General features: G+C 72.6%; 27 protein-coding genes. 18 read left to right on the forward strand and 9 right to left on the reverse strand.

The window, feature by feature from the left end; genetic code table 11:
• The first annotated feature begins 181 nt into the window (after positions 1-181).
• Together sucC and sucD are read left to right on the forward strand one after the other, a co-directional pair.
• Positions 182-1,357, forward strand: a complete 1,176-nt coding sequence (sucC, locus tag WAB15_RS25445) for an ADP-forming succinate--CoA ligase subunit beta (protein WP_399148253.1) — start codon at positions 182-184, stop codon at positions 1,355-1,357.
• Between the two features lie 20 nt (positions 1,358-1,377).
• A complete protein-coding gene (sucD, locus tag WAB15_RS25450) occupies positions 1,378-2,262 on the forward strand; it encodes a succinate--CoA ligase subunit alpha (protein WP_399148254.1) in 885 nt (294 codons plus the stop codon).
• A 260-nt stretch (positions 2,263-2,522) separates the two neighbouring features.
• Here sucD and WAB15_RS25455 read toward each other — a convergent pair whose 3' ends face one another.
• Entirely contained in the window at positions 2,523-3,416 is an 894-nt protein-coding gene (locus WAB15_RS25455; RefSeq protein WP_399148255.1) for a hypothetical protein, read from the reverse strand.
• A gap of 117 nt (positions 3,417-3,533) precedes the next feature.
• On the opposite strand from WAB15_RS25455, the gene WAB15_RS25460 reads away from it, so the two are divergent.
• On the forward strand, positions 3,534-5,543 hold the full coding sequence (locus tag WAB15_RS25460) for a DUF6350 family protein (RefSeq protein ID WP_407287668.1): 2,010 nt from the start codon (positions 3,534-3,536) through the stop codon (positions 5,541-5,543).
• 43 nt (positions 5,544-5,586) lie between these two features.
• Here the strand turns inward: WAB15_RS25460 and WAB15_RS25465 are convergent, their stop codons facing one another.
• Positions 5,587-6,468, reverse strand: coding sequence for a hypothetical protein (locus tag WAB15_RS25465; protein ID WP_407287669.1), 882 nt, complete (start codon positions 6,466-6,468; stop codon positions 5,587-5,589).
• 259 nt (positions 6,469-6,727) lie between these two features.
• Here WAB15_RS25465 and purN point away from each other — a divergent pair, with 259 nt between their 5' ends.
• Positions 6,728-7,423 carry a phosphoribosylglycinamide formyltransferase gene (gene purN, locus WAB15_RS25470; protein ID WP_407287670.1) on the forward strand — a complete coding sequence of 232 codons (696 nt, stop codon included), beginning with the start codon at positions 6,728-6,730 and terminating at the stop codon, positions 7,421-7,423.
• A complete protein-coding gene (gene purH, locus WAB15_RS25475; RefSeq protein WP_407287671.1) occupies positions 7,420-8,985 on the forward strand; it encodes a bifunctional phosphoribosylaminoimidazolecarboxamide formyltransferase/IMP cyclohydrolase in 1,566 nt (521 codons plus the stop codon). Before purN ends, purH begins: the two co-directional genes overlap by 4 nt.
• A gap of 81 nt (positions 8,986-9,066) precedes the next feature.
• Here purH and WAB15_RS25480 read toward each other — a convergent pair whose 3' ends face one another.
• Both WAB15_RS25480 and WAB15_RS25485 read right to left on the reverse strand, forming a co-directional pair.
• Positions 9,067-9,648, reverse strand: coding sequence for a hypothetical protein (locus WAB15_RS25480; RefSeq protein ID WP_407287672.1), 582 nt, complete (start codon positions 9,646-9,648; stop codon positions 9,067-9,069).
• A gap of 110 nt (positions 9,649-9,758) precedes the next feature.
• Positions 9,759-10,493 (reverse strand): RDD family protein, encoded by a 735-nt coding sequence (locus tag WAB15_RS25485; protein WP_407287673.1) that lies wholly within the window; start codon positions 10,491-10,493, stop codon positions 9,759-9,761.
• A 241-nt stretch (positions 10,494-10,734) separates the two neighbouring features.
• On the opposite strand from WAB15_RS25485, the gene WAB15_RS25490 reads away from it, so the two are divergent.
• Together WAB15_RS25490 and WAB15_RS25495 are read left to right on the forward strand one after the other, a co-directional pair.
• Complete coding sequence (locus WAB15_RS25490) at positions 10,735-11,589, forward strand: bifunctional methylenetetrahydrofolate dehydrogenase/methenyltetrahydrofolate cyclohydrolase (RefSeq protein WP_399148267.1); 855 nt, start codon at positions 10,735-10,737, stop codon at positions 11,587-11,589.
• A gap of 85 nt (positions 11,590-11,674) precedes the next feature.
• Positions 11,675-12,103: a DUF3017 domain-containing protein gene (locus WAB15_RS25495; protein ID WP_407287674.1), complete on the forward strand. Its 429-nt coding sequence runs from the start codon at positions 11,675-11,677 to the stop codon at positions 12,101-12,103.
• A 114-nt stretch (positions 12,104-12,217) separates the two neighbouring features.
• Here WAB15_RS25495 and WAB15_RS25500 read toward each other — a convergent pair whose 3' ends face one another.
• Positions 12,218-12,625, reverse strand: coding sequence for a peptidase inhibitor family I36 protein (locus WAB15_RS25500; protein WP_407287675.1), 408 nt, complete (start codon positions 12,623-12,625; stop codon positions 12,218-12,220).
• 321 nt (positions 12,626-12,946) lie between these two features.
• Between WAB15_RS25500 and WAB15_RS25505 the strand changes: the two genes are divergently transcribed.
• From WAB15_RS25505 to WAB15_RS25520, 4 genes are all read left to right on the forward strand, one after another.
• Positions 12,947-13,738: a helix-turn-helix domain-containing protein gene (locus WAB15_RS25505; protein WP_407287676.1), complete on the forward strand. Its 792-nt coding sequence runs from the start codon at positions 12,947-12,949 to the stop codon at positions 13,736-13,738.
• Complete coding sequence (locus WAB15_RS25510; protein WP_407287677.1) at positions 13,735-14,601, forward strand: DUF2690 domain-containing protein; 867 nt, start codon at positions 13,735-13,737, stop codon at positions 14,599-14,601. The genes WAB15_RS25505 and WAB15_RS25510 overlap by 4 nt, the downstream gene beginning before the upstream one ends.
• Positions 14,602-14,878: 277 nt before the next feature.
• Entirely contained in the window at positions 14,879-15,970 is a 1,092-nt protein-coding gene (locus tag WAB15_RS25515) for a helix-turn-helix domain-containing protein (RefSeq protein ID WP_407287678.1), read from the forward strand.
• 468 nt (positions 15,971-16,438) lie between these two features.
• Positions 16,439-17,428 carry a malate dehydrogenase gene (locus tag WAB15_RS25520; protein ID WP_407287679.1) on the forward strand — a complete coding sequence of 330 codons (990 nt, stop codon included), beginning with the start codon at positions 16,439-16,441 and terminating at the stop codon, positions 17,426-17,428.
• Between the two features lie 154 nt (positions 17,429-17,582).
• Here the strand turns inward: WAB15_RS25520 and WAB15_RS25525 are convergent, their stop codons facing one another.
• On the reverse strand, positions 17,583-17,738 hold the full coding sequence (locus WAB15_RS25525) for a hypothetical protein (RefSeq protein WP_407287680.1): 156 nt from the start codon (positions 17,736-17,738) through the stop codon (positions 17,583-17,585).
• Between the two features lie 555 nt (positions 17,739-18,293).
• Between WAB15_RS25525 and WAB15_RS25530 the strand changes: the two genes are divergently transcribed.
• The 5 genes from WAB15_RS25530 (at position 18,294) to WAB15_RS25550 (ending at position 22,699) form a co-directional block, all read left to right on the forward strand.
• A complete protein-coding gene (locus WAB15_RS25530; protein ID WP_407287681.1) occupies positions 18,294-19,208 on the forward strand; it encodes a DUF5753 domain-containing protein in 915 nt (304 codons plus the stop codon).
• On the forward strand, positions 19,156-19,293 hold the full coding sequence (locus tag WAB15_RS25535) for a DUF397 domain-containing protein (protein WP_407289294.1): 138 nt from the start codon (positions 19,156-19,158) through the stop codon (positions 19,291-19,293). The genes WAB15_RS25530 and WAB15_RS25535 overlap by 53 nt, the downstream gene beginning before the upstream one ends.
• Positions 19,294-19,444: 151 nt before the next feature.
• Entirely contained in the window at positions 19,445-21,316 is a 1,872-nt protein-coding gene (locus tag WAB15_RS25540; RefSeq protein ID WP_407287682.1) for a hypothetical protein, read from the forward strand.
• The gene (locus WAB15_RS25545) at positions 21,303-21,677 is read left to right on the forward strand and encodes a hypothetical protein (RefSeq protein WP_399148277.1); all 375 of its coding nucleotides are present in this window, start codon (positions 21,303-21,305) and stop codon (positions 21,675-21,677) included. Before WAB15_RS25540 ends, WAB15_RS25545 begins: the two co-directional genes overlap by 14 nt.
• A gap of 2 nt (positions 21,678-21,679) precedes the next feature.
• On the forward strand, positions 21,680-22,699 hold the full coding sequence (locus WAB15_RS25550; RefSeq protein WP_407287683.1) for a hypothetical protein: 1,020 nt from the start codon (positions 21,680-21,682) through the stop codon (positions 22,697-22,699).
• A gap of 37 nt (positions 22,700-22,736) precedes the next feature.
• Here the strand turns inward: WAB15_RS25550 and WAB15_RS25555 are convergent, their stop codons facing one another.
• On the reverse strand, positions 22,737-22,946 hold the full coding sequence (locus tag WAB15_RS25555; RefSeq protein ID WP_399148279.1) for a DUF5988 family protein: 210 nt from the start codon (positions 22,944-22,946) through the stop codon (positions 22,737-22,739).
• Positions 22,947-23,036: 90 nt separating this feature from the next.
• On the opposite strand from WAB15_RS25555, the gene WAB15_RS25560 reads away from it, so the two are divergent.
• Positions 23,037-23,609 (forward strand): carboxymuconolactone decarboxylase family protein, encoded by a 573-nt coding sequence (locus WAB15_RS25560; RefSeq protein WP_407287684.1) that lies wholly within the window; start codon positions 23,037-23,039, stop codon positions 23,607-23,609.
• A 69-nt stretch (positions 23,610-23,678) separates the two neighbouring features.
• A complete protein-coding gene (locus tag WAB15_RS25565) occupies positions 23,679-24,950 on the forward strand; it encodes an MFS transporter (RefSeq protein ID WP_399148362.1) in 1,272 nt (423 codons plus the stop codon).
• A 132-nt stretch (positions 24,951-25,082) separates the two neighbouring features.
• On the opposite strand, the gene WAB15_RS25570 is transcribed toward WAB15_RS25565, so the two are convergent.
• Both WAB15_RS25570 and WAB15_RS25575 read right to left on the reverse strand, forming a co-directional pair.
• Positions 25,083-25,826, reverse strand: a complete 744-nt coding sequence (locus tag WAB15_RS25570; protein ID WP_407287685.1) for a DUF4232 domain-containing protein — start codon at positions 25,824-25,826, stop codon at positions 25,083-25,085.
• Positions 25,827-26,038: 212 nt separating this feature from the next.
• Complete coding sequence (locus WAB15_RS25575) at positions 26,039-26,650, reverse strand: Uma2 family endonuclease (protein WP_407287686.1); 612 nt, start codon at positions 26,648-26,650, stop codon at positions 26,039-26,041.
• Positions 26,651-26,711: the final 61 nt, after the last annotated feature.

A 26,711-nucleotide genomic window follows, 5' to 3' on the forward strand; every position in this document is an offset into this window, starting at 1 on the left:
TCTGCGATTTAGGGCCGCACGTCCTGCGGCGATAACCTGCGGGACGGACATGCCGCGTATCCGGACACCGTGTACGCCTCCCCTGTGACAGCGCCGTCACGTTGCCCTTCGCGGCACGCCCATCGCAGACAACGAACCGCGATCACTACGGCGATTCTGAGAAGACAAGGGACGGACGCGCGTGGACCTGTTCGAGTACCAGGCGAGGGACCTCTTCGCCAAGCACGGTGTACCGGTGCTGGCCGGTGAAGTCATCGACACGCCTGAGGCGGCCCGCGAGGCGACCGAGCGGCTGGGCGGCAAGTCCGTCGTCAAGGCCCAGGTGAAGGTCGGCGGCCGCGGCAAGGCCGGCGGCGTCAAGCTGGCCGCCACCCCGGACGAGGCCGTCGCCCGCGCGACGGACATCCTCGGCATGGACATCAAGGGCCACACGGTCCACAAGGTGATGATCGCCGAGACCGCGCCGGAGATCGCCGAGGAGTACTACGTCTCGTACCTCCTCGACCGCACCAACCGCACCTTCCTGGCCATGGCTTCCGTCGCCGGCGGCATGGACATCGAGGAGGTCGCGGAGAAGACCCCCGAGAAGCTCGCCAAGATCCCGGTCGACGCCAACGAGGGCGTCTCCAAGGAGAAGGCCCAGGAGATCGTCGCCGCGGCGAAGTTCCCGGCCGAGGTCGCCGACCAGGTCGCCGACGTCCTGGTCACCCTGTGGAAGACCTTCATCGCCGAGGACGCGCTCCTCGTCGAGGTCAACCCGCTCGCCAAGGTCGCCAGCGGCGAGGTCCTCGCCCTCGACGGCAAGGTCTCCCTGGACGCCAACGCCGAGTTCCGCCAGCCGGAGCACGCGGCGCTGGAGGACAAGGACGCAGCCAACCCGCTCGAGGCTGCGGCCAAGGCCAAGGGCCTCAACTACGTCAAGCTCGACGGCCAGGTCGGCATCATCGGCAACGGCGCGGGTCTCGTCATGAGCACCCTGGACGTCGTCGCCTACGCCGGTGAGAACCACGGTGGCGTCAAGCCCGCCAACTTCCTCGACATCGGCGGCGGCGCCTCCGCCGAGGTCATGGCGAACGGCCTGGAGATCATCCTCGGCGACCCGGACGTCAAGTCCGTGTTCGTCAACGTCTTCGGCGGCATCACCGCCTGCGACGAGGTCGCCAAGGGCATCGTCCAGGCCCTGGAGCTGCTCAAGTCCAAGGGCGAAGACGTCAACAAGCCCCTGGTCGTGCGCCTCGACGGCAACAACGCGGAGCTGGGACGCCAGATCCTGTCGGACGCCAACCACCCGCTGGTCCAGCGCGTGGACACCATGGACGGCGCGGCCGACAAGGCCGCCGAGCTGGCTGCGAAGTAAGGGACGAGGACACTTAAACCATGGCTATCTTCCTCACCAAGGAAAGCAAGGTCATCGTCCAGGGCATGACCGGTGCCACTGGCATGAAGCACACCAAGCTGATGCTCGGTGACGGCACCAACATCGTCGGCGGTGTCAACCCGCGCAAGGCCGGCACCTCCGTCGACTTCGACGGCACCGAGGTCCCGGTCTTCGGCTCGGTCAAGGAGGCGATGGAGAAGACGGGCGCCGACGTCTCCGTCCTCTTCGTGCCGCCGGCCTTCGCCAAGGCCGCCGTCGTCGAGGCGATCGACGCCGAGATCCCGCTGGCCGTCGTCATCACCGAGGGCATCGCGGTCCACGACTCCGCCGCCTTCTGGGCGTACGCGAAGTCCAAGGGCAACAAGACCCGCATCATCGGCCCGAACTGCCCCGGCCTGATCACCCCCGGCCAGTCCAACGCCGGCATCATCCCGGGCGACATCACCAAGCCCGGCCGCATCGGCCTGGTGTCGAAGTCCGGCACGCTGACCTACCAGATGATGTACGAGCTGCGCGACATCGGCTTCTCCTCGGCCGTCGGCATCGGTGGCGACCCGGTCATCGGCACCACCCACATCGACGCGCTCGCCGCGTTCGAGGCCGACCCCGACACCGACCTGATCGTGATGATCGGCGAGATCGGCGGCGACGCCGAGGAGCGTGCGGCCGACTTCATCAAGGCCAACGTCACCAAGCCGGTCGTCGGCTACGTCGCGGGCTTCACCGCGCCCGAGGGCAAGACCATGGGCCACGCCGGCGCCATCGTCTCCGGCTCCTCCGGCACCGCCCAGGCGAAGCAGGAGGCCCTGGAGGCCGCCGGCGTCAAGGTCGGCAAGACCCCGTCGGAGACCGCCCGTCTGGCCCGCGAGATCCTCGTCGGCTGACCCGCTCCTCCCGTCGCACCGCCGGACCCGTCCTGCGGCGCAGTGCACACGGACACGGGCCCGTACCCCCTGGTGGGTACGGGCCCGTTCCCGTACCGGCGAATGCCCTACGGGAACGGGCCGGGCGCGCGCCCCGCCGGGGGCGGCGGTCCCGTGACGCCCGCTCGCATGAGCCGGCCTCGGCCGCTCACCTCAACGAGCCTCGGCCGTTCGCTTCAACGAGCCTCGACCGCTCACCTCAACCGGCCTCGCCCACGGCCTCAACGGGCCTCGGGGGTCAGGCGCGCCTCCCGGGCCGTGACGGTGGGGGGCTGCGTGGTCGCCGACCGCCGGCCGTCCGGCGGGGCGGAGTGGTCCGGCGCGGCGATCCCCACGAACAGGGTGAGCAGCGCGAACAGCCCGGTCAGCGCGAGCGCCGCCCGGGTGGTGCGGCGGGCGCTGCACTCGCCGCCGGCCCGTACCCGCCGCGCGGCCGCCGGCCCGGCCTCCTGGTCCGCCATCACCCGGCCCTCCTCGGCCAACAGGCCGGTGAGCCGGGGCCGCAGGACCTCGCCGGGCCAGTCCTGCTCCGCCGGTGGGCGCCCCGCCGGCACCAGCTCCGGCAGCCGTGCGGCGACCCGCCGGCGGGCCTGCGTCAGCCGCCCGGCCGCGGCCGCGGCACTCGCCTCGGTCTCGGCCGCGGCCTCGTCCAGCCCGAGCCCGACTCCGTCGTGCAGCAGCAACGTCCGCCGGTGTACGGCGGGCAGGTCCAGCACCGCCGCCAGGAGCGCACGGTCCGCGGCAGGGACGGATGCGGGGAGCCGCTGCGGCTTCCGGGCGGTCCGCAGCCGGGGAACCAGCCGGTGCCACGGCGTCAGCGCGTACTCGTACACCGCCGCCCGCACCCACCCCGCCGGATCCGGGTCCACCGCGACCGCCGGCCATCGCTGCCAGGCGAGCCGGAAGCCCCGCTCCACGGCCCGCCGCGCGAGCGCCGGCCGGCCGGTGAGCAGATACGCCTGCCGGGCCAGCGCCGCGGCATGGCGGATGTGGAGAGCGTCGAAGGCGGCCGCGGCCGGGGTCCGCCCGCGCGAAGTCGTGGACGGCGGGGGCGTGGACGACGGAATCGCGGACGGCCGGGTCATGGAGCGAGGGGGCGTGGACGGCGGAGTCATGGACAGCAGTGTGGAAAGCGGCGTCGGCGGATCTCCACCGACACACGCGGCATACGCGACACGTCGATCATTTGCCCAGTACAGGGATGAAACGGGTGTTGTTGGCAGCATGACCGCGTGAGTCAGTTGACCGACCGGGGCACCACGTTGTCCTCGCAAGGCCGGATCGCCGCCCAGCGGTCCTCCGCGATCGGCGCCGCCTTCCTCGGCGGGGTGACGGCCGCCGGCCTCGGCCTCGGCGCGCTCGCGGTCGCCGTCCTGCTGCTGTGGGTCGCCTCGCCCTACCCCGGCAGCGACCCCTCCGGGGCGCTCCACCTCGCCGCCGACCTGTGGCTGCTGGCGCAGGGCGGCGACCTGGTACGCACCGTGACCCAGTCCGGTACGCCCGCCCCGGTCGCCGTGACCCCGCTGCTGCTCGCCGCCCTCCCGGTCTGCCTGCTCCACCGCGCCGCCCGCCACACCCTGGCGACCGCCGCCCGCCACACCGTGCCGCCCGCGATCGGCGACGCCATGGGCCTCGACCGTGCTACGAGTCCCGGCGACGCCATGGGCCTCGACGACGGCGCGGGGCCAGGCGGCGGTACGGGGCCCGGGGGCGGCGCGGGCCGCGGAGGCGGTACGGGCTTCGACGGTGCCATGGGTCCCGGTGGTGGTACGGGCCTCGGCGGTGCCACGGGTCCCAGTGGCGGTACGGGCCCAGGCGACGCCATGGGCCTCGGCGGCGGTACGGGGCCAGGCAGCGGCGCGGGCCTCGGCGGTGCCACGGGCCCCGGCGTCCGTATGGCCCTCGGCCGCGGCGCCGGCCTCGTCCCACCGGCCGCGCCGCGCACCCTGCTCGGCGCGCTGCTGGCCGGCTATCTGCTGGTCGCGGCCGCCGTCCTGCTCTACGCCTCGACCGGCGGGCTGACCGCCGAGCCGCTCAGCGTCCTGCTGTGTGTACCGGCCTTCGCCGTCGCCACCCTGGCCGGCACCGCCTGGTCCCTCCTGGGACCCGCCGGCGCCGAGCTGCTGCCCGACCGGGTCCGGCGGGCCTGGGCCAGGGTGCCGGACCGCCTCCGGGCCGCACTCCGCGGCCCCCGCTTCGCCGCCGCCCGCCGCGCCGCCGCCACCGCCGTCCTCGCCCTGCTCGCCTCCGGCGCGCTGCTCACCCTCCTCGTCCTCGGCCTGCACGCCGGACGGGTGTATCAGGACCTCCTCCAGCTGGCCCCGGACTGGCAGAGCCGCGCCACGGTGCTGCTGCTCTGCCTCTTCCTCCTCCCGAATGCGGCAGTCTGGAGCGCCGCCTACGGCCTGGGCCCGGGCTTCACCCTCGGCGCCGGCAGCACGATCGGCCCCCTCGGCACCACGTCCCACCCGGCGCTACCGCTCCTCGGTGGCCTCTCGGCCCCCGGCCCGGGCACCCCCCTGACCTGGTCGGCCGCCGTGGTTCCGGTGGCCGCGGGGGTGCTCCTGGCCCGCCATGTGGCCCGCTCGGCGGCGTCGCCCCCGCCCCCGGGGGTGGGCGCCCCGTGCTCATCCGGCGCCTCGTGCCCATCCGGCGATCTGTGCTCCGCCCGTGGCCCGGACCGCCCGTCCGGCGCCCCGTGCTTCCCCGGAGGTCCGGTCGGCCCCTGGTCGTGGTGGACGACGGCCTGCGCCGCGGCCTTGGCGGCCTGCGTCTGCGGTGCGCTCATGGCGGCGCTCGCGGCCCTGGCCGGCGGCGCGCTGGGCACCGGCGCGCTCGCCGACTTCGGCCCGAGCTGGTGGCGTACGGGCCTGGCGGCGGCGGGCTGGACGGCGCTGATCGGCGTCCCGGGCGCGGTCGCGCTACGGGTCTGGTGGCTACGCGGCCGACCGCGGGCGGGGCGCGGGGGCGGCGGCGCCACGGCAGGTGCGGGCGCGCCCGAGCCGGGAGTGGCCGCCTCCGAGACGGGTGCGGCCACGGGCCAGGGCGCGAGTCCGGCGGCGGGCCGGGCGGCGGGTGCGGCCACGGGCCAAGCCACGGGCCAAGCCGCGGGCCAGGCGGCGCGCGCAGCCGCAGGCCCGCAGATGGAGGAAGCTCCAGAGCCAGAGGCGGAGGCGCCCGCACCCCCCATGCCGCCCGCCGCGTCCTCTCCTGTTACGGCAACGAATACGGAGAGTAATTAGTTTCACTGAGAGTAGCGAAGGAGCGGAACGCGCCCCTCCCCAGCTACTGCACGCTGAGCAGCGGCCGCAGTTCCTTGGGCAGCAGCTTTTCGCAGGACTTGCTGGCGGACTGGGTCAGGGCGTCGTCCACGCAGGTGAAGTAGTCGCGGTAGGCGATCTGCACGGTGAACGTCGCGGCCACCATCACCAGCGCCAGGGAGGCGGTCACCAGCCCCGCGATCGCCGCGGTGGTCTGCGGCCGGGTGGAGCCGGGCGCGGGCGGGGCGCCGGGACCGGGGCCAGGGCCGGCGCCGGGGGCCGGTTGGCCCTCCATGGCGGCGGTGGTCGCCGCGGCGGCCGCCTTCGCCTGGTTCGGCTTGGCGCGCAGGGAGCTGACGCCCCAGTAGAGCGCCAACGCGGCCAGCAGCAGGGAGATCTCCGGCAGGCTGAAGAGCACGAAGAAGAACGACCACATACCGGCCAGCAGTGCGTAGCGGGCGCGGCGCTGGGCCGGGTCGGTGGGATCCCAGCGCAGATTGCCGGGGCCGCCCGGACCGCCGGGACCCTGCTGTCCGTTGCGGCCGCCCGGCCGGGAGCCGAATCCGCCGCTCTGCCGGCCCGGCTGCCGGGGGCTCCACTGGTTGCCCCAGCCGGGCGTCGGCTCGTCCTGCTGCGGCTGCTCCCCGTCGCCGCCGCCGTTGCCCGGGGCCGGGTGGCGCGGTTGCCACTCCTGGTCGGGGGCGTCGGCCGGCGGCGGTGCGAAGGGGTTGTCGTCACGGTCGGGGGCCGGGGCGTTCGAGGAATCCGGGGCAGCGGACTTCGAGGACGACGGCTTGCGCTCGCGCGGCAGCACCACCACCCCTGGGGCGGTGGTGGGCTGGGGGTACCACCCAGCGGTAGCTGAGGGAGGGAGCAGGAGGGCCGCGCGGCGGCGTCGGTCCGTCATCTGGAGTGCGTCTTCCCCTTGTCTCGTCCGTACGCGGGTCAAGTGACCGACGGCCGGTTACCACGAACTGCATGCAGTCTTACGCCCGACGCTACCTTCCGTCCCCGCCCCCGTCCCGCGGGGGCCGCTCGGTGTGCCGGTATCGTTGCTGACGGTCGGCGCCTTCGTAGGGTTCCCTGGATTTGCGGTACCCGCGGCCTTGTACGACCACACAAAGCATGTGAGCTCCACGCACGCGAGATCGGAAAAGAGCCCCGCCGTGGCTTCGTCCCCAGCCCCCGCCCAGCCCGCCCGGCCCCGCGCCGGCGACTCCCCTCGCGCAGAGGGGACCCCCCTCGGCCGCCCGGCCCGCATCGTCGTTCTGGTCTCCGGTTCCGGTACGAACCTGCAGGCGCTGCTGGACGCCATCGCCGAGCAGGGCCCGGACGCCTACGGCGCGCAGATCGTGGCCGTCGGCGCCGACCGCGGCGCCATCGCCGGCCTGGAGCGCGCCGAGTCCGCCCGGCTGCCGACGTTCATCTGCCGGGTCAAGGACTACGGCTCGCGCGCCGAGTGGGATGCGGCGCTCGCCGAGGCGACCGCCGCGTACGAGCCGGACCTGGTGGTCTCGGCCGGCTTCATGAAGATCCTGGGCAAGGAGTTCCTGGCCCGGTTCGGCGGCCGGACCGTCAACACCCACCCGGCGCTGCTGCCGAGCTTTCCCGGTGCCCATGGCGTACGCGACGCCCTCGCGTACGGCGCGAAGGTCACCGGATGCACCGTCCACTTCGTCGACGACGGCGTCGACACCGGCCCGATCATCGCGCAGAGCGCGGTCGAGGTCCGGGACGAGGACGACGAATCCGCGCTGCACGAGCGCATCAAGGAAGTCGAGCGATCGCTGCTCGTCGAGGTCGTGGGGCGTCTGGCCCGGCACGGCTACCGCATTGAGGGACGAAAGGTACGTATCTCGTGACCGCCACCGAAGGCACCCAGCGGCCCATCCGCCGCGCACTGGTCAGCGTCTATGACAAGTCCGGGCTGGAAGAGCTGGCGCAGGGCCTGCACGCGGCGGGCGTCCAGCTCGTCTCCACCGGGTCGACGGCCGCGAAGATCGCCGCGGCCGGGGTGCCGGTCACCAAGGTCGAGGAGCTGACGGGCTTCCCCGAGTGCCTCGACGGCCGGGTCAAGACCCTGCACCCGAAGGTGCACGCAGGCATCCTGGCCGATCTGCGCCTGGAGGACCACCGCCGGCAGCTGGCCGACCTCGGCGTGGAGCCGTTCGACCTGGTCGTCGTGAACCTTTACCCGTTCAAGGAGACCGTCGCCTCGGGCGCCACTGCCGACGAGTGCGTCGAGCAGATCGACATCGGCGGTCCGTCGATGGTCCGTGCCGCCGCCAAGAACCACCCCTCCGTCGCGGTCGTCACGGATCCGGCCGCGTACGCCGCGGTCCTCCAGGCGGTCAAGGAGGGCGGCTTCACGCTGGGGCTGCGCAAGCGGTTCGCCGCGGCGGCGTTCCGGCACACCGCCGCCTACGACGTCGCCGTGGCCTCCTGGTTCGCCGAGGACTACGCGGCCGCCGACGAGTCGGGTCTCCCCGAGTTCCTCGGCGCCACCTACGAGCGCAAGAACGTGCTGCGCTACGGCGAGAACCCGCACCAGGGCGCCGCGCTGTACGTCAACGGCGAGGGCGGCCTCGCCGAGGCGGAGCAGCTGCACGGCAAGGAGATGTCGTACAACAACTACACGGACACGGACGCCGCGCGCCGTGCCGCGTACGACCACACCGAGCCCTGCGTCGCCATCATCAAGCACGCCAACCCGTGCGGTATCGCGGTCGGCGTCGATGTCGCCGAGGCGCACCGCAAGGCACACGCCTGCGACCCGCTGTCCGCGTTCGGCGGGGTGATCGCGGTCAACCGCCCGGTGTCCGTGGCGATGGCCGAGCAGGTCGCGGAGATCTTCACCGAGGTCATCGTGGCGCCCGACTACGAGGACGGCGCGGTCGAGATCCTCGCCCGCAAGAAGAACATCCGGGTGCTGCGCGCCCCGGGCGCGCCGGCCAACCCGGTCGAGGTCAAGGCCGTCGACGGCGGGGCGCTCCTCCAGGTCACCGACCGGCTGCAGGCCGACGGCGACGACCCGGCGAACTGGACGCTGGCCACCGGCGAGGCGCTGTCCGCCGGCGAACTGGCCGAGCTGGCCTTCGCCTGGAAGGCGTGCCGCGCGGTGAAGTCCAACGCGATCCTGCTCGCCAAGGACGGCGCCTCGGTCGGTGTCGGCATGGGCCAGGTCAACCGCGTCGACTCCGCGAAGCTCGCCGTCGAGCGCGCGGGCGAGGAGCGGGCCCGCGGCTCCTACGCCGCCTCGGACGCGTTCTTCCCGTTCCCCGACGGCCTGGAGATCCTGACCGCCGCGGGCGTCAAGGCCGTGGTGCAGCCGGGCGGTTCGGTCCGTGACGAGCTGGTCGTCGAGGCCGCGCGCAAGGCCGGCGTGACGATGTACTTCACCGGGACGCGGCACTTCTTCCACTGATCCGCCGCCGTCCGAAGACGGCGCGAGGCCCGCACCGGGTGTGTCCGGTGCGGGCCTTCGTGGTGCGGGGCGCGTGCGGTGTCAGTAACGCGGCCGGTTGAACCAGGCGTTGCCGTCGTCCTTGGAGACGAAGACCAGCACCAGGATGCCCAGGACGGTGTGGACCAGGCCGATGGGGAAGGTGAACAGGCTCAGCATGATGTTGGCGATGCCGAAGATGATGGTGCCGACGCGGACGCCCTTGCCGCCGTTGGCGAACTGCACGGCCAGCGTGATGGCGGCCGCGGAGAAGACCACGATGACCACGATGACGGCGATCAGCAGGCCCTTGCCGATGTTCATGGCCATGATGTCGTCCTCGGCCGCGTACGGCGAGGCGTTGTGCGAGGCCTTGCTGACGCCGCCGAGCCCCATCACGGCGAGGACCAGGCCGATGAGGTTCAGGCCGGCGAGCACGAACAGCATCACCCGGGCGGCCTTGACCCCGCCGGGCATCACCGTCGGGTACTGCTGCTGCATGCCGGGCACGGGGCCGCCCGGGTACGGGCCGTAGGGCGACGGCGGCTGCTGCTGGGGGTAGCCGTAGCCGGGCTGCTGACCCGGCCCGTAGCCGGGCTGCTGGCCCGGCGGTGGACCGTAGGGGTTCTGATTGGGGTAACTCACGAGCGGTGTCCTTCAAGCGAGTCGGACGGAGCGGTGAAGGCCCCGATCGCGCAGTTGCGAGGGGGCCTTCGACGAGTGGCGCTATGGGCCGGGGGTGTTTCCCCGACGCCTTACTGGGACTTGACGACCACCGTGCCGGCGATCTTGTCCGCGAACGTCTGGGACTTCTCGTCCCACAGCGGCCACAGGTAGCCGATGTAGCAGATCCCGTCGAGGAAGTGGCACAGCTTGCGCACGAAGGCCATACCGAAGCCGATCGGCTGGCCGGTGGCCTCCTTGACCAGGCGGATCTTCAGGGCCTTCTTGCCCGGGGTCTGGCCCGTGCTGCCCTCCTTGGTGAGGATGAAGATCCCGCCGGCGAAGGCGATCAGACCGGCGAGCACGATCATGATGATCGAGCCGACCGGCATGACGCTGGCCGAGTCGTAGGCGTCGCTGATGCACTGGTAGTCGCCGGGCGGGCAGGTCGAGGTGTCCACGCTCACCGACGAGCTGCTCGCGATGATCACGGCGATGATGTACAGGATGCCCGGGATCGCACCCACGATCAGGCCGTCGATCAGGTACGCACCGACCCGCGCGCCCCAGCTGGCGTAGCCCATCGGCATCCCCGGCATGCCGGGCTGGCCGTAAGGCGCTCCCTGCTGCGGGTAGGCGCCGTAGGGCTGCTGCGGCGCGGCCGGCTGCTGGGGGTATCCGTACGGCTGCTGCGGGGCGGCCGGCTGCTGCTGCGGGTAGCCGTAGCCGGGCCCGCCCTGCGGCGGCACCGGCGGCTGCTGCCCGTAAGGGGCCTGCGGGGCCTGCGGGGGCTGGCCGTACGGGTTGTTCGGGTCACCGAAACTCATCTGCTGTTTTCCTCCGTTGTGTCAGTGGGGGACGACGCGGCGTGACTCGGAGGAAAAACAGGTTGCACTGGCCACCCCCCGATGAAGCCTGCGGCACTGCGCGTCAATCCTTCTAGTTGCGCATTCACTCTGTCCAGTCAAGAGCCCCAGCCGTTGTGCAAGTGCAATGATCAATTCCGGCCAACGGCGTCCCGCGTGCCCTGATTGGAACGTGGCCGCCCTCATCCGGGAGGATGGGGGCATGACTGCCCAGATTCTGGATGGCAAGGCCACCGCAGCCGCTATCAAGTCCGAGCTCGCCACCCGCGTCGAGGCGCTGAAGGCCAAGGGCGTGCAGCCCGGCCTCGGCACTCTCCTGGTCGGCGACGACCCGGGCAGCCGCTGGTACGTCAACGGCAAGCACCGCGACTGCGCGCAGGTCGGCATCGCCTCGATCCAGCGCGAACTGCCCGCGACCGCCACCCAGGAGGACATCGAGGCGGTCGTCCGGGAGCTGAACGAGGACCCGGCCTGCACCGGCTACATCGTCCAACTCCCGCTCCCCAAGGGCATCGACGCCAACCGCGTCCTGGAGCTGATGGATCCGGCCAAGGACGCCGACGGGCTGCACCCGACGAGCCTGGGCCGGCTGGTGCTGGGCATCGAGGGCCCGCTGCCGTGCACCCCGTACGGCATCGTCCAGCTGCTGCGCCGGCACGACGTCGAGATCAAGGGCGCGAACGTGGTGGTCGTCGGCCGCGGCATCACGATCGGCCGCCCGATGCCGCTGGTGCTGACCCGCAAGTCGGAGAACGCCACGGTCACCCAGTGCCACACCGGCACCCGGGACCTCTCCGCGCACCTGAAGCAGGCCGACATCATCGTCGCCGCCGCCGGTGTGCCGCACATCATCAAGCCGGAGGACGTCAAGCCCGGGGCGGCCGTCCTGGACGTCGGCGTCAGCCGGGACGAGAACGGCAAGATCGTCGGCGATGTGCACCCGGGCGTCGCCGAGGTGGCCGGCTGGGTCGCCCCCAACCCGGGCGGTGTCGGCCCGATGACCCGCGCCCAGCTGCTGGTCAACGTGGTCGAGGCCGCCGAGCGCGCGGCCGGCTGAGGCGGCGCCCCGGATCTGCCATCCTGTTCTTGGCAGGCCGGACGGCCCGCACCATCGAACCAGCCACCGAAAGGGACTGCCAGCCATGGCTGCCGAACCGCATTCGGACGGAGCCTCCGAGCCGCAGCGCACCTCGCGCCGCTTTCCGTCGCTGACCCGCGACACGGCCCGCCCCGAGGGCGGCGGCCGGGCCGCGTCGGGCGACTATCCCGCGCCGGCCCGCCAGTGGCCGCTGCTCGCGGTCATGGGCGGCGTCGCGTTGGGGCTGCTGCTCGTCGCGCTCGACGCGTTCCGGGTCGGGGCGCTGGTGATCGGTCTGGCGCTCCTGGGGGGCGCGGTGCTGCGGTGGGCGCTGCCCTCGGTGGGCATGCTGGCCGTCCGCTCCCGCTTCACGGACATGGCGACGTACGGGGTGCTCGGCTTCGTGATCGTGGTGCTGGCGATGATGGTGCAGCCCAAGCCGTGGATCCACATCCCGTTGCTGGACGACATCGTGCACTTCACCGTGCGCTGAGTACCGGGGAGCGGCCCCCTCTGGGGCACCCTCCGGCACGGCGGTTTCAAGAACGGCGGCGGCCCGCCCTCTCCCCCGAGGGAGGGCGGGCCGCCGCGTTCGTTCAGGAGTGGCTCAGCACCACTTGTTCGAGTAGATGGTCATGAGGTTGGAGCCGATGTACGCCCAGCCCGTGCCGCGGTTCAGCTTCGCGTGGCCGCCGCGGTAGTTGGGCTTCTCGTAGACCGTCACATTGCACTGGGCGCCGTTGTTGAACGCCGACAGCGGGTAGTTGAAGGCACCGCCGTAGCGGCGCAGGTCGCGGTTGTTCTGCGCGACCTTCTTGGGCGTCCCCTTGTAGTTCGCCTTGGGGTAGACGCACAGGTAGCCGCGGGGGCAGTTGGACGGTGCGCGCTGGGCGGTGACCGAGCCCTGCTTGGCCTGCGCGGGGGCGGCGGCCGCGCCGGCGGCCGGCGCGAGGGCCAGGCCCCCGGTGACGGCCGCGGCGGCCGCGGTGAGTGCGAGGCGCTTGCGAGCGTTCATGGTGTGGAATCCCTCCCCGTTGTGGTGGAGGCGGCGCGGGGTGGACCGCGCCGCCCTGTGGTGCGCCACCGACTGTGCGCCACCTCGTGAGTCAACGGCCACCGGGAGCGCGGTGGTGGGGAGCTTGTGGGATGTCCCAGTCTCTGACCTGCGGGGACGCCGTTTCGGCGGAGGTCGCGCTGGGATGCGGAACAACAGGGTGCGCATGTCCGGATACCGTGCGGAAACAGTAAAACCGGGAACCGTGGGTCGGGCGCGCGCCATCATCGGCGGCACAGGGGGCTCCTGGCCTCGGGGGATCGAACGCGTATGGGGTGGAACATGTCGCGTTGGAAGGGGCTGCCCGCATCGCTTGACCAGCGGGTGCGGCAACTCGTCGTGCAGTTGCGGAGACTGAAGGACCACAGCGGGCTGAGCCTGGCCTCGCTCGCCGCCAAGACCGCGTACAGCAGGTCGTCGTGGGAGCGGTACCTCAACGGTAAGAAGCTGCCGCCCAGGGAGGCGGTGGAGGCGCTCGCGCGGGTCTGCGGCACCGATCCGACCCGACTGCTGGCGCTGCACGAGGTCGCGGCGCAGGCCTGGGAGGCGGGCCCGCCGCAGCCGGAGGCCGAGCTCCCGGAGGCCGTGCCCCCGGAGGCCGTGCCCCCGGCGCCCGCCCGCCGCCGCGGCCCGGGCACCCGCGGGCTCGTCGCCCTCGGCGCGCTGGCCCTGCTCGTCGTCGCCGGCGCGGTGCTGCTGCTCGTCCGGCCCTGGCAGGACGACGGCGCGGCCGGGCCCGACCGGGGAGTCGAGGCGGCCGCCCGCGCCCGCGGCGCCGTACCGGCCTTCACCCACCGGGCGGGGGAGACCTACGCCTGCCACGTCCGGCGCACCGGCGACGGCCTGTACGCCGGGCGCAGCCGTACGGCCACGGCGATCCTCGGCAACGGCACCAGCGGCTGGGAGGCCGTCGAGGCGCAGTGCCTGCTGCGCCACCGCGGCTACGACCCGGGGCCGGTGGACGGCATCGTCGGCGAGAACACCATGCGCGCCGCCAAGCGCCTCCAGCAGGCGGCCGGTCTGCCGGTGGACGGGATCGTGGGACCCGACACCTGGAAGGCGTTGCGCCGGTGAGCGGGCGGGGCGGTGAGCTGCGCGAGGGGCTGGAGTGCGCCCGACTGGCGGCGGCGATGCGGGAGTTGCGGACGCGTACGGGCCTGAGCCTGGCCTCGCTCGCCGCCAAGACCGCGTACAGCAAGTCGTCGTGGGAGCGGTACCTCAACGGCAAGAAGCTGCCGCCCAGGGACGCGGTGGAGGCGCTGTGCCGGCTGGCGGGTGAGCCGGCCGGGCGGCTGGTGGCGCTGTGGGAGCTGGCGGACGCGGCGTGGAGCGGGCGGGCCGCACCGGCCGCGGCCGCCCCGGGCCCGTCCGAGGGCGGGCCGGATGCCGCCGGACCGGCCGACGGCGCCCCGGATTCCGGTGCCGAGCCGGGGCCGGCGCGGCGGCGGCCGCCGCGGTGGGCCGTGCCCGCTGCGGCCGGGGTGTGCGCCGCCGTGCTGGCGCTCGTCGCGGTGCTCGCGCTGCGGCCGGGGGAGGACCCCGGAGGCGGCCCGGCGGCGCCTGACGCGCCGGTGTCCTCCTCGGTGACCGGCTGCCGGGGTGCGGCCTGCGACGGCAAGGACGCGCGCTCGATGTACTGCGGCGGTCAGGGCCTGGCGGCGACCGTCGCGGAGCGGACCGCGGCCGGGGGCCGGCATCTGGAGATCCGCTACGCCGAGTCGTGCAGGGCCGCCTGGGCGCGGCTGCGCGGCGGCCGGATCGGTGACCGTGTCGAGGTGTCGGCTCCGGGGGCGAAGCCGCGGTCGGTGCGGGTCGAGGACCGCTTCGACGCCGAGGGGTACCTCGTCACGCCGATGACGGCGGCCCGCGGCCCGCACGGCGTGCGGGTGTGCCTGCACCCGGCGGGCGGCGCGGCCGCGGAGTGCTTCCCTCGGTAGCCGGCACGGCCCGGACCGGACGGCTGCCCCCTTACCCCATCGTGGCCGGTTCTTATCGCGATACGTACAGAAGTCGTAGGTGCTGCGGTGGAAATGTCACACTGCTGGGGGCTCGTGGGGCGTGCGCGGGTGTGCCGGTATGCACCTGAATGCTCCCGTGCGCCTGGAAATGGGGAACTGCCTCCTGGCCGGAAGCATCCCTACGGGTAGTCAATGAGGGCGGGCGCGCTGGGGGAGTCGCGCCGTCGCGCGTATGTGTGGGGGATAGGGGGAGGCCATGCCTCGCTGGAAGGCGCTACCGGAGGAACTCGACCCGCAGGTAGGGGAGTTCACCGATCGGCTGCGCACACTCGTGGACCGCAGCGGGCTGAGTGTGGCCGCGGTCGCGGACCGCACGGGCTTCAGCAAGACCTCGTGGGAGCGATATCTCAACGGGCGGCTGCTGCCGCCGCAGCGCGCGGTGATCGCGCTCGCCGAGGCGACCGGTACGCATCCCGGTCACCTCACCACGATGTGGGAACTGGCCGAACGCGCCTGGAGCCGGGCGGAGATGCGGCACGACGTCACCATGGAGGCGATACGCGTCGCCCAGGCGCGGGCCGCGCTGGACATCGAGGCCCAGCCGGCCGGGGCCGAGCCGCCGGCGAAGGCCGCGAAGGCGGTGAAGGCCGCGCGGTCGGCGAAGGGCGTGCAGGTCGCGGATCCGCCGCAGACCGCGCCCGCGCCCCGGATCCCGCCGGTGCCGCACCAAAGAAGCAGCGAGACGCCCTCGGCGTCGGACTTCCCGGAGTGGGCGCAGGCGGCGGCCGCGCCGTCCCCGGCCCCGCCGGCCGCGCCCGCCGCAGGCGCCGAGAAGTCGCCCGCCCGCCGCGGCCGGGTACTGATGGGCGCCATCGGTGCCGTCGGCGCGCTCCTGGTGGCCGGCGCCGCCGTACTGCTGCTGAATCCGGACACCGGCGTGGCCAAGAAGACGGCGGCCCCGGCCGCGTCGAAGCCGACGCCGAGCGCTCGACCGGTGCTGCCCGCCGGGGTGCGTTGCGACGGGGCCGCGTGCGGGGGCAAGGACCCGGAGGCGATGGGGTGCGGCGGGCAGCGCGCCGTCAGCCCGTCGCGCGGGATGGCCGGCGGTGCGCTGATCGAGGTCCGCTACAGCGCCGTCTGCCATGCGGCCTGGGCGCGGATCAGCGGTGCGGCGCCCGGCGACCGGGTCACCATCGGCGAGGCCGGCAGCGGCCTGACGGCGCGGGTCGAGCGCGGCGGCGCCGCGTACACCGCGATGGTCGAGGTCACGGGCGACCCGGCGAAGGTCACGGCCTGCGGGACGACCGTGGCCGGCACGAAGGGCTGCGTCCAGCCGACGGCCCGCTAGCCGTTCGGCCGGCCGTCCAGTCGGCCGGCCGGTCGGCGGTCCCGCCACCGGGGCCGGCCCCTGGCCGGGAATCGCCGTCCGCGGGAGCGCTTCGGGAACCGGGGTGCATGCCCGCCGCCATCGGGGGCATGCGACCGATACCCCCCCCACGGGTGTGCACAACTCGGCGGCCGCCCGCGCCCCTCCTACCAGCGGGCGGCCGCCGCACCCGTCCCCAGGGGCGTACGACGGAGCGCTCGACCCGGCCCTGTGTACGGCACTGCGGACGGGCGTACGGATGCCGCGACGCACCCGGTGAGGTGCGCCACACCGGCCCGTCGTCTGCCACCGGCGGGGGTCCGATAGCCTGGCGGCCGGTCTCTCGATACCAAGAGACCTTGAGAGGCCTAGATAAATGGGCAGGGACACCCACCGCCACCCATGGTGGTCTGGGGCTTGCCCCCAGAAAACGTCGCGCAGGAGATCGCCATGACCCGCACTCCCGTCAATGTCACCGTCACCGGCGCCGCCGGCCAGATCGGTTACGCACTCCTCTTCCGCATCGCTTCCGGTCATCTGCTCGGCGCGGACGTGCCGGTCAAGCTGCGCCTCCTGGAGATCCCGCAGGGTCTGAAGGCCGCCGAGGGCACCGCGATGGAGCTCGACGACTGCGCCTTCCCGCTGCTTCAGGGCATCGACATCTCGGACGACCCGAACGTCGCCTTCGACGGCGCGAACGTCGCCCTGCTCGTCGGCGCCCGCCCCCGCACCAAGGGCATGGAGCGCGGCGACCTGCTGGAGGCCAACGGCGGCATCTTCAAGCCGCAGGGCAAGGCCATCAACGACCACGCCGCGGACGACATCAAGGTCCTGGTCGTCGGCAACCCCGCCAACACCAACGCGCTGATCGCGCAGGCCGCCGCGCCGGACGTACCGCGTGAGCGCTTCACCGCGATGACCCGCCTGGACCACAACCGCGCCGTCTCCCAGCTCGCGCAGAAGACCGGCACCCCGGTCTCCGAGATCCGCCGGCTGACGATCTGGGGCAACCACTCGGCCACCCAGTACCCGGACATCTTCCACGCCACGGTCGCCGGCAAGAACGCCGCCGAGACCGTCAACGACGAGAAGTGGCTGGCCGACAGCTTCATCCCGACCGTCGCCAAGCGCGGTGCGGCGATCATCGAGGCCCGCGGCGCGTCCTCCGCGGCCTCCGCCGCCAACGCCGCCATCGACCACGTCCACACCTGGGTCAACGGCACCGCCGACGGCGACTGGACCTCCATGGGCATCCCCTCGGACGGCTCCTACGGCGTCCCGGAGGGCCTGATCTCCTCGTTCCCCGTCACCACCAAGGGCGGCACGTACGAGATCGTCCAGGGCCTGGAGATCAACGAGTTCTCGCGCGGCCGCATCGACGCGTCCGTCCAGGAGCTCGCGGAGGAGCGCGACGCGGTCCGCGCCCTCGGCCTGCTCTGAGCCACCGCGCTCACCCGGCTCTGAAAGAGCCGTACCGCCATGAGCCCGCACGGTCCGCAACGGCCGTGCGGGCTCGGCCGTGTCCGGCCCGCTGCGGGAGGGCCACGGCCGGTGCGGGTGAGCCACGGCCGGTGCGGGTGAGCCACGGCCGGTGCTACCCGGGGTGGGGATGGCGGCGGATCTCGACGTTGCAGTCGGTCGCCGCCGACCGGTCCCCGACGGCGTACGCGCCCGCCCGCTGCCGGGCCAGCGCCCCGCACACATCGCACCCGGCGACCGGCCGGGGATCGGGCACCGTCAACGGTTCCATCAGGTGAACGGGGCGGCACTCACGGCCCATCAGCCCACCACCTGCACCTGGTGCTGGTGACGCCAGTACTCGCGCCGCCGCTGCCGCCGCTCATACGCGATCAGGTAGGGGAGTACGAGGGCATAGTCCTCATCCCGCAGCGCCTCCGAGTGACGTACGGGAGGCAGGAACGGCGGCCGCGCCGACGTCGGCCCCTCCGCGCACCTCGCGGGGGGCGGCGGTACATCGGCATGTCGATGACACCCCGTGCAGGGGAGTAACAGCCGTAGCAGGGGCTCGAAGAGCCGGATAACGTGGTGCATGTCGTCAATCTCTCTGGGTTGGAGACCATGCCCCCGGACGTCTGCCAACGTCGCGGGGGTTCTGCGTGTTCGGGCATGCGGGAACACGCCGTGATTGTCAGTGCGGCCTCTTACTCTGGGTGTGTTCATCGTTGCTCAGTGAGATCGCCGATCACAACGCTGAGCGCGTGCCAGTGGTCAACTGTCACAAAGGGGGGCGAGGTCGGTGGGTCGACGCAACGGCACGGGAGGGACGGCCGGTACCACCGCGGCCGTGTTCGGCGAGGTGCTCAAACACCACCGGGAAGCGGCACTCCTGACCCAGGCCGCCCTGGCGGCCAAGATCCCCTGCGACCGCTCCCACGTGGCGCGTGTGGAGGCGGGCACTCGCGTACCCCAGGAGGCCTTCGCCAAGGCCTGCGATGAACTGCTGGACACGGGTGGGGTGTTGCTGCGGTTGTGGGGGCGGATCGACTGGTATCCGGAGGTGCAGCATCCGGACTGGTTCAAGCGCAGGGCTGAGATGGATGCGGTGGCGATCGCCCTGCGGGAGTATCAAGAGCGCGTGATCCCGGGTTTGTTGCAGACGCCGGACTACGCGCGTGCGCTGTTCAGTCGTCGTTCCGCGAGTGCCGATGAGGTCGAGGAGCGCGTCCGAGCCCGACTGAGTCGACAGCAGCGCTTCCGCGCCGACGACGGTCCGTTGTATGTCGTCGTTCTGGACGAGAGCTGCCTGCGTAACGTGGTGGGGAGTCCGAAGCTCATGCGCGACCAATGTGCGCATTTGTTGAGTGTCGGCAGGCGCCCCAACATCCGTATCCAGGTGGCCCCAGCAGGCATCATCGGGCTTGCCCGGCCGAGAGGCTCTATGTCACTGATAGAGCTGCCAGGCGGACGCAGGTGGGTCTACTCGGAGTCGCTGGACCGCGGGCATTTCAACGACGATCCAGCCGCCTACGCGCGCCACTTCCAGACCTATGATGTGCTCCGGGCGGACGCTTGTTCGCCCCGTGAGTCCGCCGCTCTGATCAGCGACGCGATGGAAGGGTACGAGCATCATGAACAGGCACGAACTCGGCGCCGCGACCTGGATCAAGAGCACGTACAGCGACGACAACGGCGGCAACTGCATCGAAATCGCCCCCGGTATCCCCGACATCGTCCCCGTCCGCGACAGCAAGAACCCTGACGGGCCCGTACTGCTGCTCCCCACGGCCGGCTGGTCGGCCTTCCTCGCTGCCGTCAAGGACGGGGAGTTCCGCGCGGGCCTCTGACCCCCGCGGCGACCACCTTCCGTTATCGCGCTGACACGGAGTGGTCCACTGGCCTATGCTGCGGCTTCCGTGTCGCCGCGGCCGGTCACTGGCGCCTCGTCCGCCAACTCCGCCGTCGTGGCAGTCCATTGGCGTTATATGGGGGAGGCCGATGACCCGGACGAGTGTGCCCGCGCAGCCCGAAGGCCCCGACGACCACTCGCGGTTAGAGAAGAAGCCGCCCGAGCCGCCCGAGTCCGCGACTTACGCTCCGCCCCCTCCACTGCCCGTGACCCCGCCGGGGGCCAGTGATGCCACCCGGCTGCTGTGCGCCGGTACGTACATGGACGAGCCGTTCCGGGACGCGGTCATCGACGAGCTGTACGTCCACGAGGAGCGGTTCGCCGCACCCTCGATGGGCATCGACGCGGCCCGGGTGCTCGCCCACGCACTGCGCGCCCGTCGGCTGGAGCTGGGCTGGGCCGCCGCGATCCTGGGCGTGTGGATCGTGGCCATCCCGATGTCGTCCGGGCTGGTGGTGCTCTACCTCTTCCCCGTCGTCTTCATGGCGCTGTCGCGCCTCGTGCGCCGGGCGCCCCTCCCCGCGTGGCTGGCGCGAGGCCTCTCCTTCCTGCTGCGGTGGTACGGGCGGCTCCAACTGCTCTTCTTCATCGTGGCGTTGGTGGCAGCAGTCATCGTCGGGGAGGCGCTGGGCGGCGCCTGGCGGGTACTGCCCGTCCGACTGCTGACGGACCTGCTGCCGTTCGGCTCGTCCTCCTCCGACGAGCCGGACTTCGGCTGGTCCGGGGACAGCAGCTCGTACGGCGGCTGGGAGTCCGCGGCCGGGTACGCCGACCCCAGCGGCGGCTCCGGCATGCTCCAGGTGTGGATCGCGCTGCTGCTGCCGCTGGTGGTGGCCACGCTGGTCGCCCTGCAGCGCGGGCAGTTCGCGCGGGCGCTGGCCCGCGAGCTGTCCAAGGAGCGCTTCCCCGACGTGATGTCCGACCCGGCGGAGCGGGCCGAGGGCCTGCGCTTCCGCCGGCTGCGGGAGCGGGTGCGGATCGAGCAGCACGGGCCGTTGGTGATGTACCGGGCCGCCGACCCGTTCTGCGGCGCCGGCTGGCCGTACAAGACGTGGTCACTGTCGGTGGAGCTGGTCCCGCGGCCGGACCGGAAGGTCGAGCCGCTGGACAACGCGGCCATCCTGGAGCGCATCGTGCCGCTGGTGGCGGCGCTGCGGGTGCCGTCCCCGCACGGGTCACCGCAGGCGGCGGCCGCCGTGCGCGACCGGCTGCGCGCGCTGGAGATCGACGAGTGCGTCTTCCTGCCGGCCGAGGGGCTGCCGACGCGTGCGGCGGCACCGTACGCACCGGAGGCGTTCGAGGAGCACCGGGCCGCGGCCGTGGAGGAGGGCGGGGAGACCCGTCGGCACTTCCTGCGCATCCGGGTCGGCGGCTGGAACGAGGGCATCGTCACCACGGTCTTCGTGCGGGTGCACACCCAGGGCGGGATGCTGATGCTGGAGGTCGCGCCGCATGTGCTGTGGCCGCTGCGGCAGCAGTTCCAGGACGCCGACCGGCTCGCCCACCAGTACCGGCACCACCACCACTTCGGCAAGGCGGTGTGGGCGCTGAGCCGTACGCCGCGCTCCGCGGGCTCGGCCGTGCTGACGCTGGTGCGCGGGCTGCTGTCGGCCTGGCGGCTGGCGACTGCGGGGCACGGTGCGGCGCTCCCCGAGGGCCCCGGTGCCGCCGTACGCGAGCTGGGCTCCTACGGGGAGTCCTCGCTCTTCCAGGACATGGACGTGGCCCGTTATCTGAAGACCATTCAGCAGCGGGTGACGGCCGGGGTCACCACGGCGCTGAGCGAGGCCGGCTACCGGACGGACGAGTTCGAGCAGCGGATCGTGCATGTCGCCGAGGGCGGCGTGTACGTCGAGTCCGCGCAGGGCGCCGTCGGCATCGGCGACCACAACACGATCACCCACAACACCACCGAGCGGGGCTCCGCGGCGAAGGGAAGTACCAAACGTGGCAACGGCTGACGAGCGCGGCAACGGCATCCACATCGGCAGCGTCCAGGGTGCCTTCGCCATCGGCGACCACAACACGGTGACCCACAACGAAGGCGGCGGCGGGCCCGCGGCGGACCCGGCGCAGCAGGAGCTGCTGCGCGCCGTCCGGGCGTTGCGCGACGATCTGTCCCGGGCGGTGGAGACGCCGCAGGTGACGGCGCTGAGCGGGGAGCTGGCCGACACCGAGACGGAGATCGCCGACACGGGTGCGGCCGGGCCGGGGCGGCTGGCCCGGCTGCGTGCGGCGCTCGGGGACGCCAGCGCCGTGGTGGGGCTGCTGGCCTCCGGGGCGGCGGTCGGCCAGGCGGTCGCGGCCCTGGTGGGAGGCTGACGATGAAGGGCCGAGGCCCGGCCCGCTGGAACAGCGAGACCCAGAGCTGGGAGGACGGCGCACCGCCGCCCGCCCCGTATACGGGGCCGTTGCCGCCCCGGCCGGACTTCGTGCCGTCGACGGGGCCGGGACGGTTACCCGGCGGGGCCGGTGGCCCGGGGGCGGACGCTCCCGCCGGTCCGGTCGTCGACTCGGTGACCGGTCCGCTGGTCGACTCGGTGACCGGCCCGGTGGCTGATCCGCTGGCCGGTCCGGGGGCGGACCCGCTGGTGGTCCCCACGCCTGTGCCGCACCCGCCTCCGCCCCCGCCCGCTCCGGAACCCATGGGTGGCGGGCGGCGCCGCCGTACCGCATTGGCCGCCGGCGTGGCGGTGGCCGTGATCGCGGCGGGCGTCGGCGGTGGCTATCTGCTGTGGGGGCGCGGCGACGATCCGGCCGCCGCCCGCCCACCGGCCCGGACCAAGGCGTCCGCACCCGAGGACCCCGGTACCGGCACCTCGGCGCCGCCCACCGACGGCTCCGGCCCCACCGGCTCCACCGGCTCCACCGATCCCACCGACCCGTGGGGCACGGCGCCGCCGGACGGCTACCGCGTCGTCCACGACGACAAGGGCTTCACCACCGCGGTACCGGACGGCTGGCGGCGCAGCGTTCGCGACACCGGCGTCTTCTACACGGCACCGGACGACCGGGGACTGGTGCAGATCTTCGAGATCACCGAACCGGCCACCGCCCCGGAGGCGGCGCTGCGGAAGGCCTCCGAGGGGCTGGCCCACAACCCCGGTTACGAGGAGATCAGCCTGACGCCCTTCGACGGTCCGGCTCCCGGGACGGACGCCGCCCAGCTGGTCTACGCCTATGACAGTGAACGGATCGGCGAACGGGTCAAGGTCGTCGACTGCGCCTTCACGGCCGACGACGGCCGCCAGTTCGCCGTCCTCGTCCTGGGTACGGAGGCGGACTGGCCGCAGCAGCAGAACACCCAGAAGATCGCCCTCCAGGCCTTCGCCTCCACCCCGTGAACCCGCAGACCGGGCTGCGCTCCCCGGGCTCCCGGGGCTACCCGGGCAGCTCCGTCCGCTCCCACCACTCGTACACGGGCAGGGCACCCTCGGCGGTGTGCTGCTCCCGGCTGGTGGCCCGGAAGTGCTCATAGCCGTTGCGGTACGGGATCTTCAGCTCGTCCCCGGGCGGATCGATCGGCACGATCCGCTCGGGCAGCTCCTCGGGCCCGCCCACCAGCACTGCCTTCGCCGCTTTGTCAGCCATGCCTGCATTCTCGCCCCGGCATGTCACATCGGCCCGCCCCCGGTACGTCAATGGGGTGAGAAGGCAGCTACGAACCAGGAGGCACCCGTCATGGCCCGCATCTCCCTCACCCCGCGGCGCACCCTCACCGTCCGGTTCGCGCAGTGGTACTCGCGGCGCGCCTACGGCAAGGTCATGGAGCCCGCCCTGGCCATGGGCCACCACCCCGGGATCCTTCGCTCCTACTTCTCCTTCGAGAACAAGGTGGCGCGCTGGAAGGCGCTGGACCCCGCCCTGAAGCACCTGGCGGAGCTGGTGTCGGCGGCGGCGATCGGCTGCTCGTGGTGCGTGGACTTCGGCTACTGGCAGGCCGACCGGCTGGGGCTGCCGCTTACGAAGATCAGCAAGGTGCCCGCCTGGCGGGACCACCAGGAGTCCTTCACGGAGCTGGAGCGGCTGGTCATGGAGTACACCGAGGCGATGACCGCGACCCCGCCGACCGTGACCGACGAGCTGGCAGAGAGCCTGCGCGGGCACCTGGGCGAGGCGGCGTTCGTGGAGCTGACCATGATGGTCGCCGTGGAGAACCTCCGCTCCCGCGTCAACAGCGCCATGGGCCTGCACAGCCAGGGCTTCTCCGACCACTGCGCCATCCCGCTGGCCCAGGGGCCGCGGCGCGACTAGGGGTAACCGCTTGTCACTGTGGGTAGTTGAGGTGGCATGCGCGACGTACGCACCGTAAGGGCGCCCTCCATGCTGCGGCTCGCGGCCGCCTCACTCGCCGGGACGGCCATCGAGTTCTACGACTTCTTCGTCTACGGGACCGCCGCGGCGCTGGTCCTGGGGCCGCTGTTCTTCCCGACGTTCTCATCGGTCGCCGGGACACTGGCCGCCTTCGCAACCTTCGGCGTGGGCTTCATCGCCCGGCCGCTCGGCTCGGTGCTGTTCGGACACGTCGGGGACCGGCACGGCAGACGCCCGGTTCTCCTCGCGTCGTTGCTCCTCACCGGCGCCTCCACGGTCGCGGTCGGCTGCGTGCCGACGTACGACACGATCGGGGTGACCGCTCCCGTGCTGCTGCTCGTCCTGCGGTTCCTCCAGGGGCTCGGGCTCGGCGGGGAGTGGGGCGGGGCCGTGCTGCTGACCGCGGAGCACGCGCCCGCCGAACGGCGCGCGCTGTGGACGAGCGTTCCGCAGGTCGGGCCGTCACTGGGGTTCCTGCTCGCCAACGGCGTGATGCTGGCGCTGTCGGCGACGCTGTCCGACGCGCAGTTCGCGTCCTGGGGGTGGCGCGTGCCCTTCTGGGCGGCCGGGCTGATGGCCCTGGCGGGGCTGTGGCTGCGGTCGTCGCTCGCCGAGAGTCCGAGTTTCCGCGACATCGAGGACCATGCGCGCGTGCCGCTCGCCGATGTGGTGCGCGACCACTGGCGGCTCGTTCTGCTGACCGCCGGCGCGCTCGCGGCGGGATACGCGACCTTCTACGCCGTGACGACCTGGTCTCTCGCCTACGGGACGGAACGACTGGGCGTGAGCCGCACCGTCATGCTGACCTGCATCATGGCCGCGGTGGTCGTGAAGGGCTCCTTGACACCACTGGCGGCGCTGCTGGGCGACCGCTTCGGCCGGCGGCCCCTGTGCATGGTGGGATGCGCGGCCTCCGCCCTGTGGATGTTCCCGATGGTGGCGCTGCTCGCCACGCGGGCGCCGCTGTTGATGTTCCTCGGCTTCCTGGGGTCGCTGCTGGCGTTCATCACGATGTTCGCCGTGATCGCCGCGTATCTGCCGGAGCTGTACGAGCCGCGCGTGCGCTGCACGGGGGCCGCGGTCGGCTACAACCTCGGCGGGGTCCTCGGTGGGGCGCTGACGCCGATCGTGGCGACGACGCTCGCCGAGCGGGGCGGCCCGGTGCCCTGGGGCGTGGCCGCGTATCTGACGGGGATCGCTCTGCTCAGTCTGTGCTGTTTCGCGCTGCTGCCGGAGACGCGCCCGGTGCGGGTGAGGGCGGCGGAGCCAGCAGCGGGGTGACCGTACGGGCGTGGTCCGTGGAGGAACATGCCTGGGGCGCGGGTCCGTGCGGCGGAAAGTCCGCTGCCCCGGGTGTGACACACCGGGGCAGCGGACTTTCTCCGCTCATGTCCGAGGGCAGCGCCGAGGTGGTCAGCCGATGGGGTTGACGAAGGTGCCCGGGTGGGTGGCGCCGCGCTGGTCGGCGAGTGTGCCCCAGGGCCAGGCGATGGTGATCGCCTTGGTCTCGTTGGGCGGGGTGACGTCCGCGAATGCGGGCTGGTAGAAGCCCTTGTCTTCCTTGGTCATGATGACGTTGATCGTGAAGTCGGTGCTGTCGCCGGGCGCCAGGGTGATCGAGCCGTGCTTGGCCGACGAGCGGACCAGCGACCAACGCTCGCCGCCGTTCTCGGACTTGAGGTCCACGCCCGGGAAACCGCCGATCTTGCAGGTACGGCTGCCCTTGTTGGTCAGCACGACGCTGGCGGTCGTCCCCCCGCTGGCGTTCGGGTCCGGGATCGCATCGCCGCCGGTGGCGAACGCCGCCTTCAGACCGGAGGTGTGGCACCGCTCGACGCCCGAGCCCGCCTTGCCACCGCCGGCGGCCTGCCCGCCGCCCGACTGCTTGCCCGCGGCGTCCGGCTTGGCGCCGCCCTTGGCGTCGGCCTTGGCACCGGGGCGCGCCTGGGCACCGGAGCCCTGTGCTCCGTCGGAGGAGCCCGCGCCACCGGGCTCGGCGACGGGCGAACCCGCGCCGGTCTGGGCCGCGGGCTTCGTGCCGGCGGTGTCCGAGCCGGAGCAGGCGGTCAGGGAGAGCGCGGCGGCCGCGGTCAGGGCCGCGGCGGCAACGCGCAGGGTGCGGCGACGGGCGTTGCGGGCAGTGGTGTTGGCGCTCATTCCAGGTCCCCCAGGGCGGTCGGTGTCACTGTTTCCTCGGTACGACACCCACTCTGATCGAGGCCACTAGTGCCGGGCTGCCGCTCCGCTAACGCCCGGCTAACACGGCTGTGAGCAGGGGAAGAACGCCGGGGAGAACCCGAAGAGCCGGGTCACGGCGCCTAGTTGGGCACACGGATTCCATAGGCCCTGCCGGAGCCGGCACCCAGCCCTTAGTCGCGCGGGAACTCCGCGGTGGAGATGGTGAGGCCGACGACGGTGGCGGTGAGGTCGATCGGGTCGCCGTACGGCACCGTGATGTCGTCCTTGTAGTCGCCGTCCTGCGGGTCGGTGAAGACGCGGCAGCGGCCGGCGTAGGGGTCGGCGATCACATAGACCGGGACCTCGGCCGCGGCGTAGGCGTCCTTTTTCGGGCCGTAGTCGTTGACCGCGGTGTCTTTGGAGATGACTTCGGCGACGAAGTCGATGCTGTCGTAGTGCCAGCGGCCCCGCTCGTCCTTCGCGGAGCCCTCGGTGATGCCCACCACGTCGCAGCAGAAGCCGTTCCGGTAGCCCGGGAAGTCGATGCGGACGTCGGACAGCACGCGCTTGCGCGGATAGCGCGTGCGTAGCTGTTCGTAGATGTCAGCGATGGTCTCCCAGTGCGTGGCCCGCTGCGGCGTCATGAAGATGGCCCCCTCGACGATCTCGATCCGATATCCCTCGGGGAAGGCCTGTTCCAGTCGCTCGAACAGCTCGTCCAGGTGCCGCTCGTTCTCCGTGGGCTCCGCCATCTCAATCCCGTCGCTCGCGATCGCTTCGGTCCGCTCAAGGCTGATGGTCATCGTGCCGCTCCTCCCCGCTGCCGCGCCATACGGGCAGCTGCACGGTTCAACGGAACATACG

Origin of the sequence: Streptomyces sirii (assembly GCF_045690365.1) — a bacterium.
In the GTDB taxonomy this organism is placed as follows: domain Bacteria; phylum Actinomycetota; class Actinomycetes; order Streptomycetales; family Streptomycetaceae; genus Streptomyces; species Streptomyces sirii.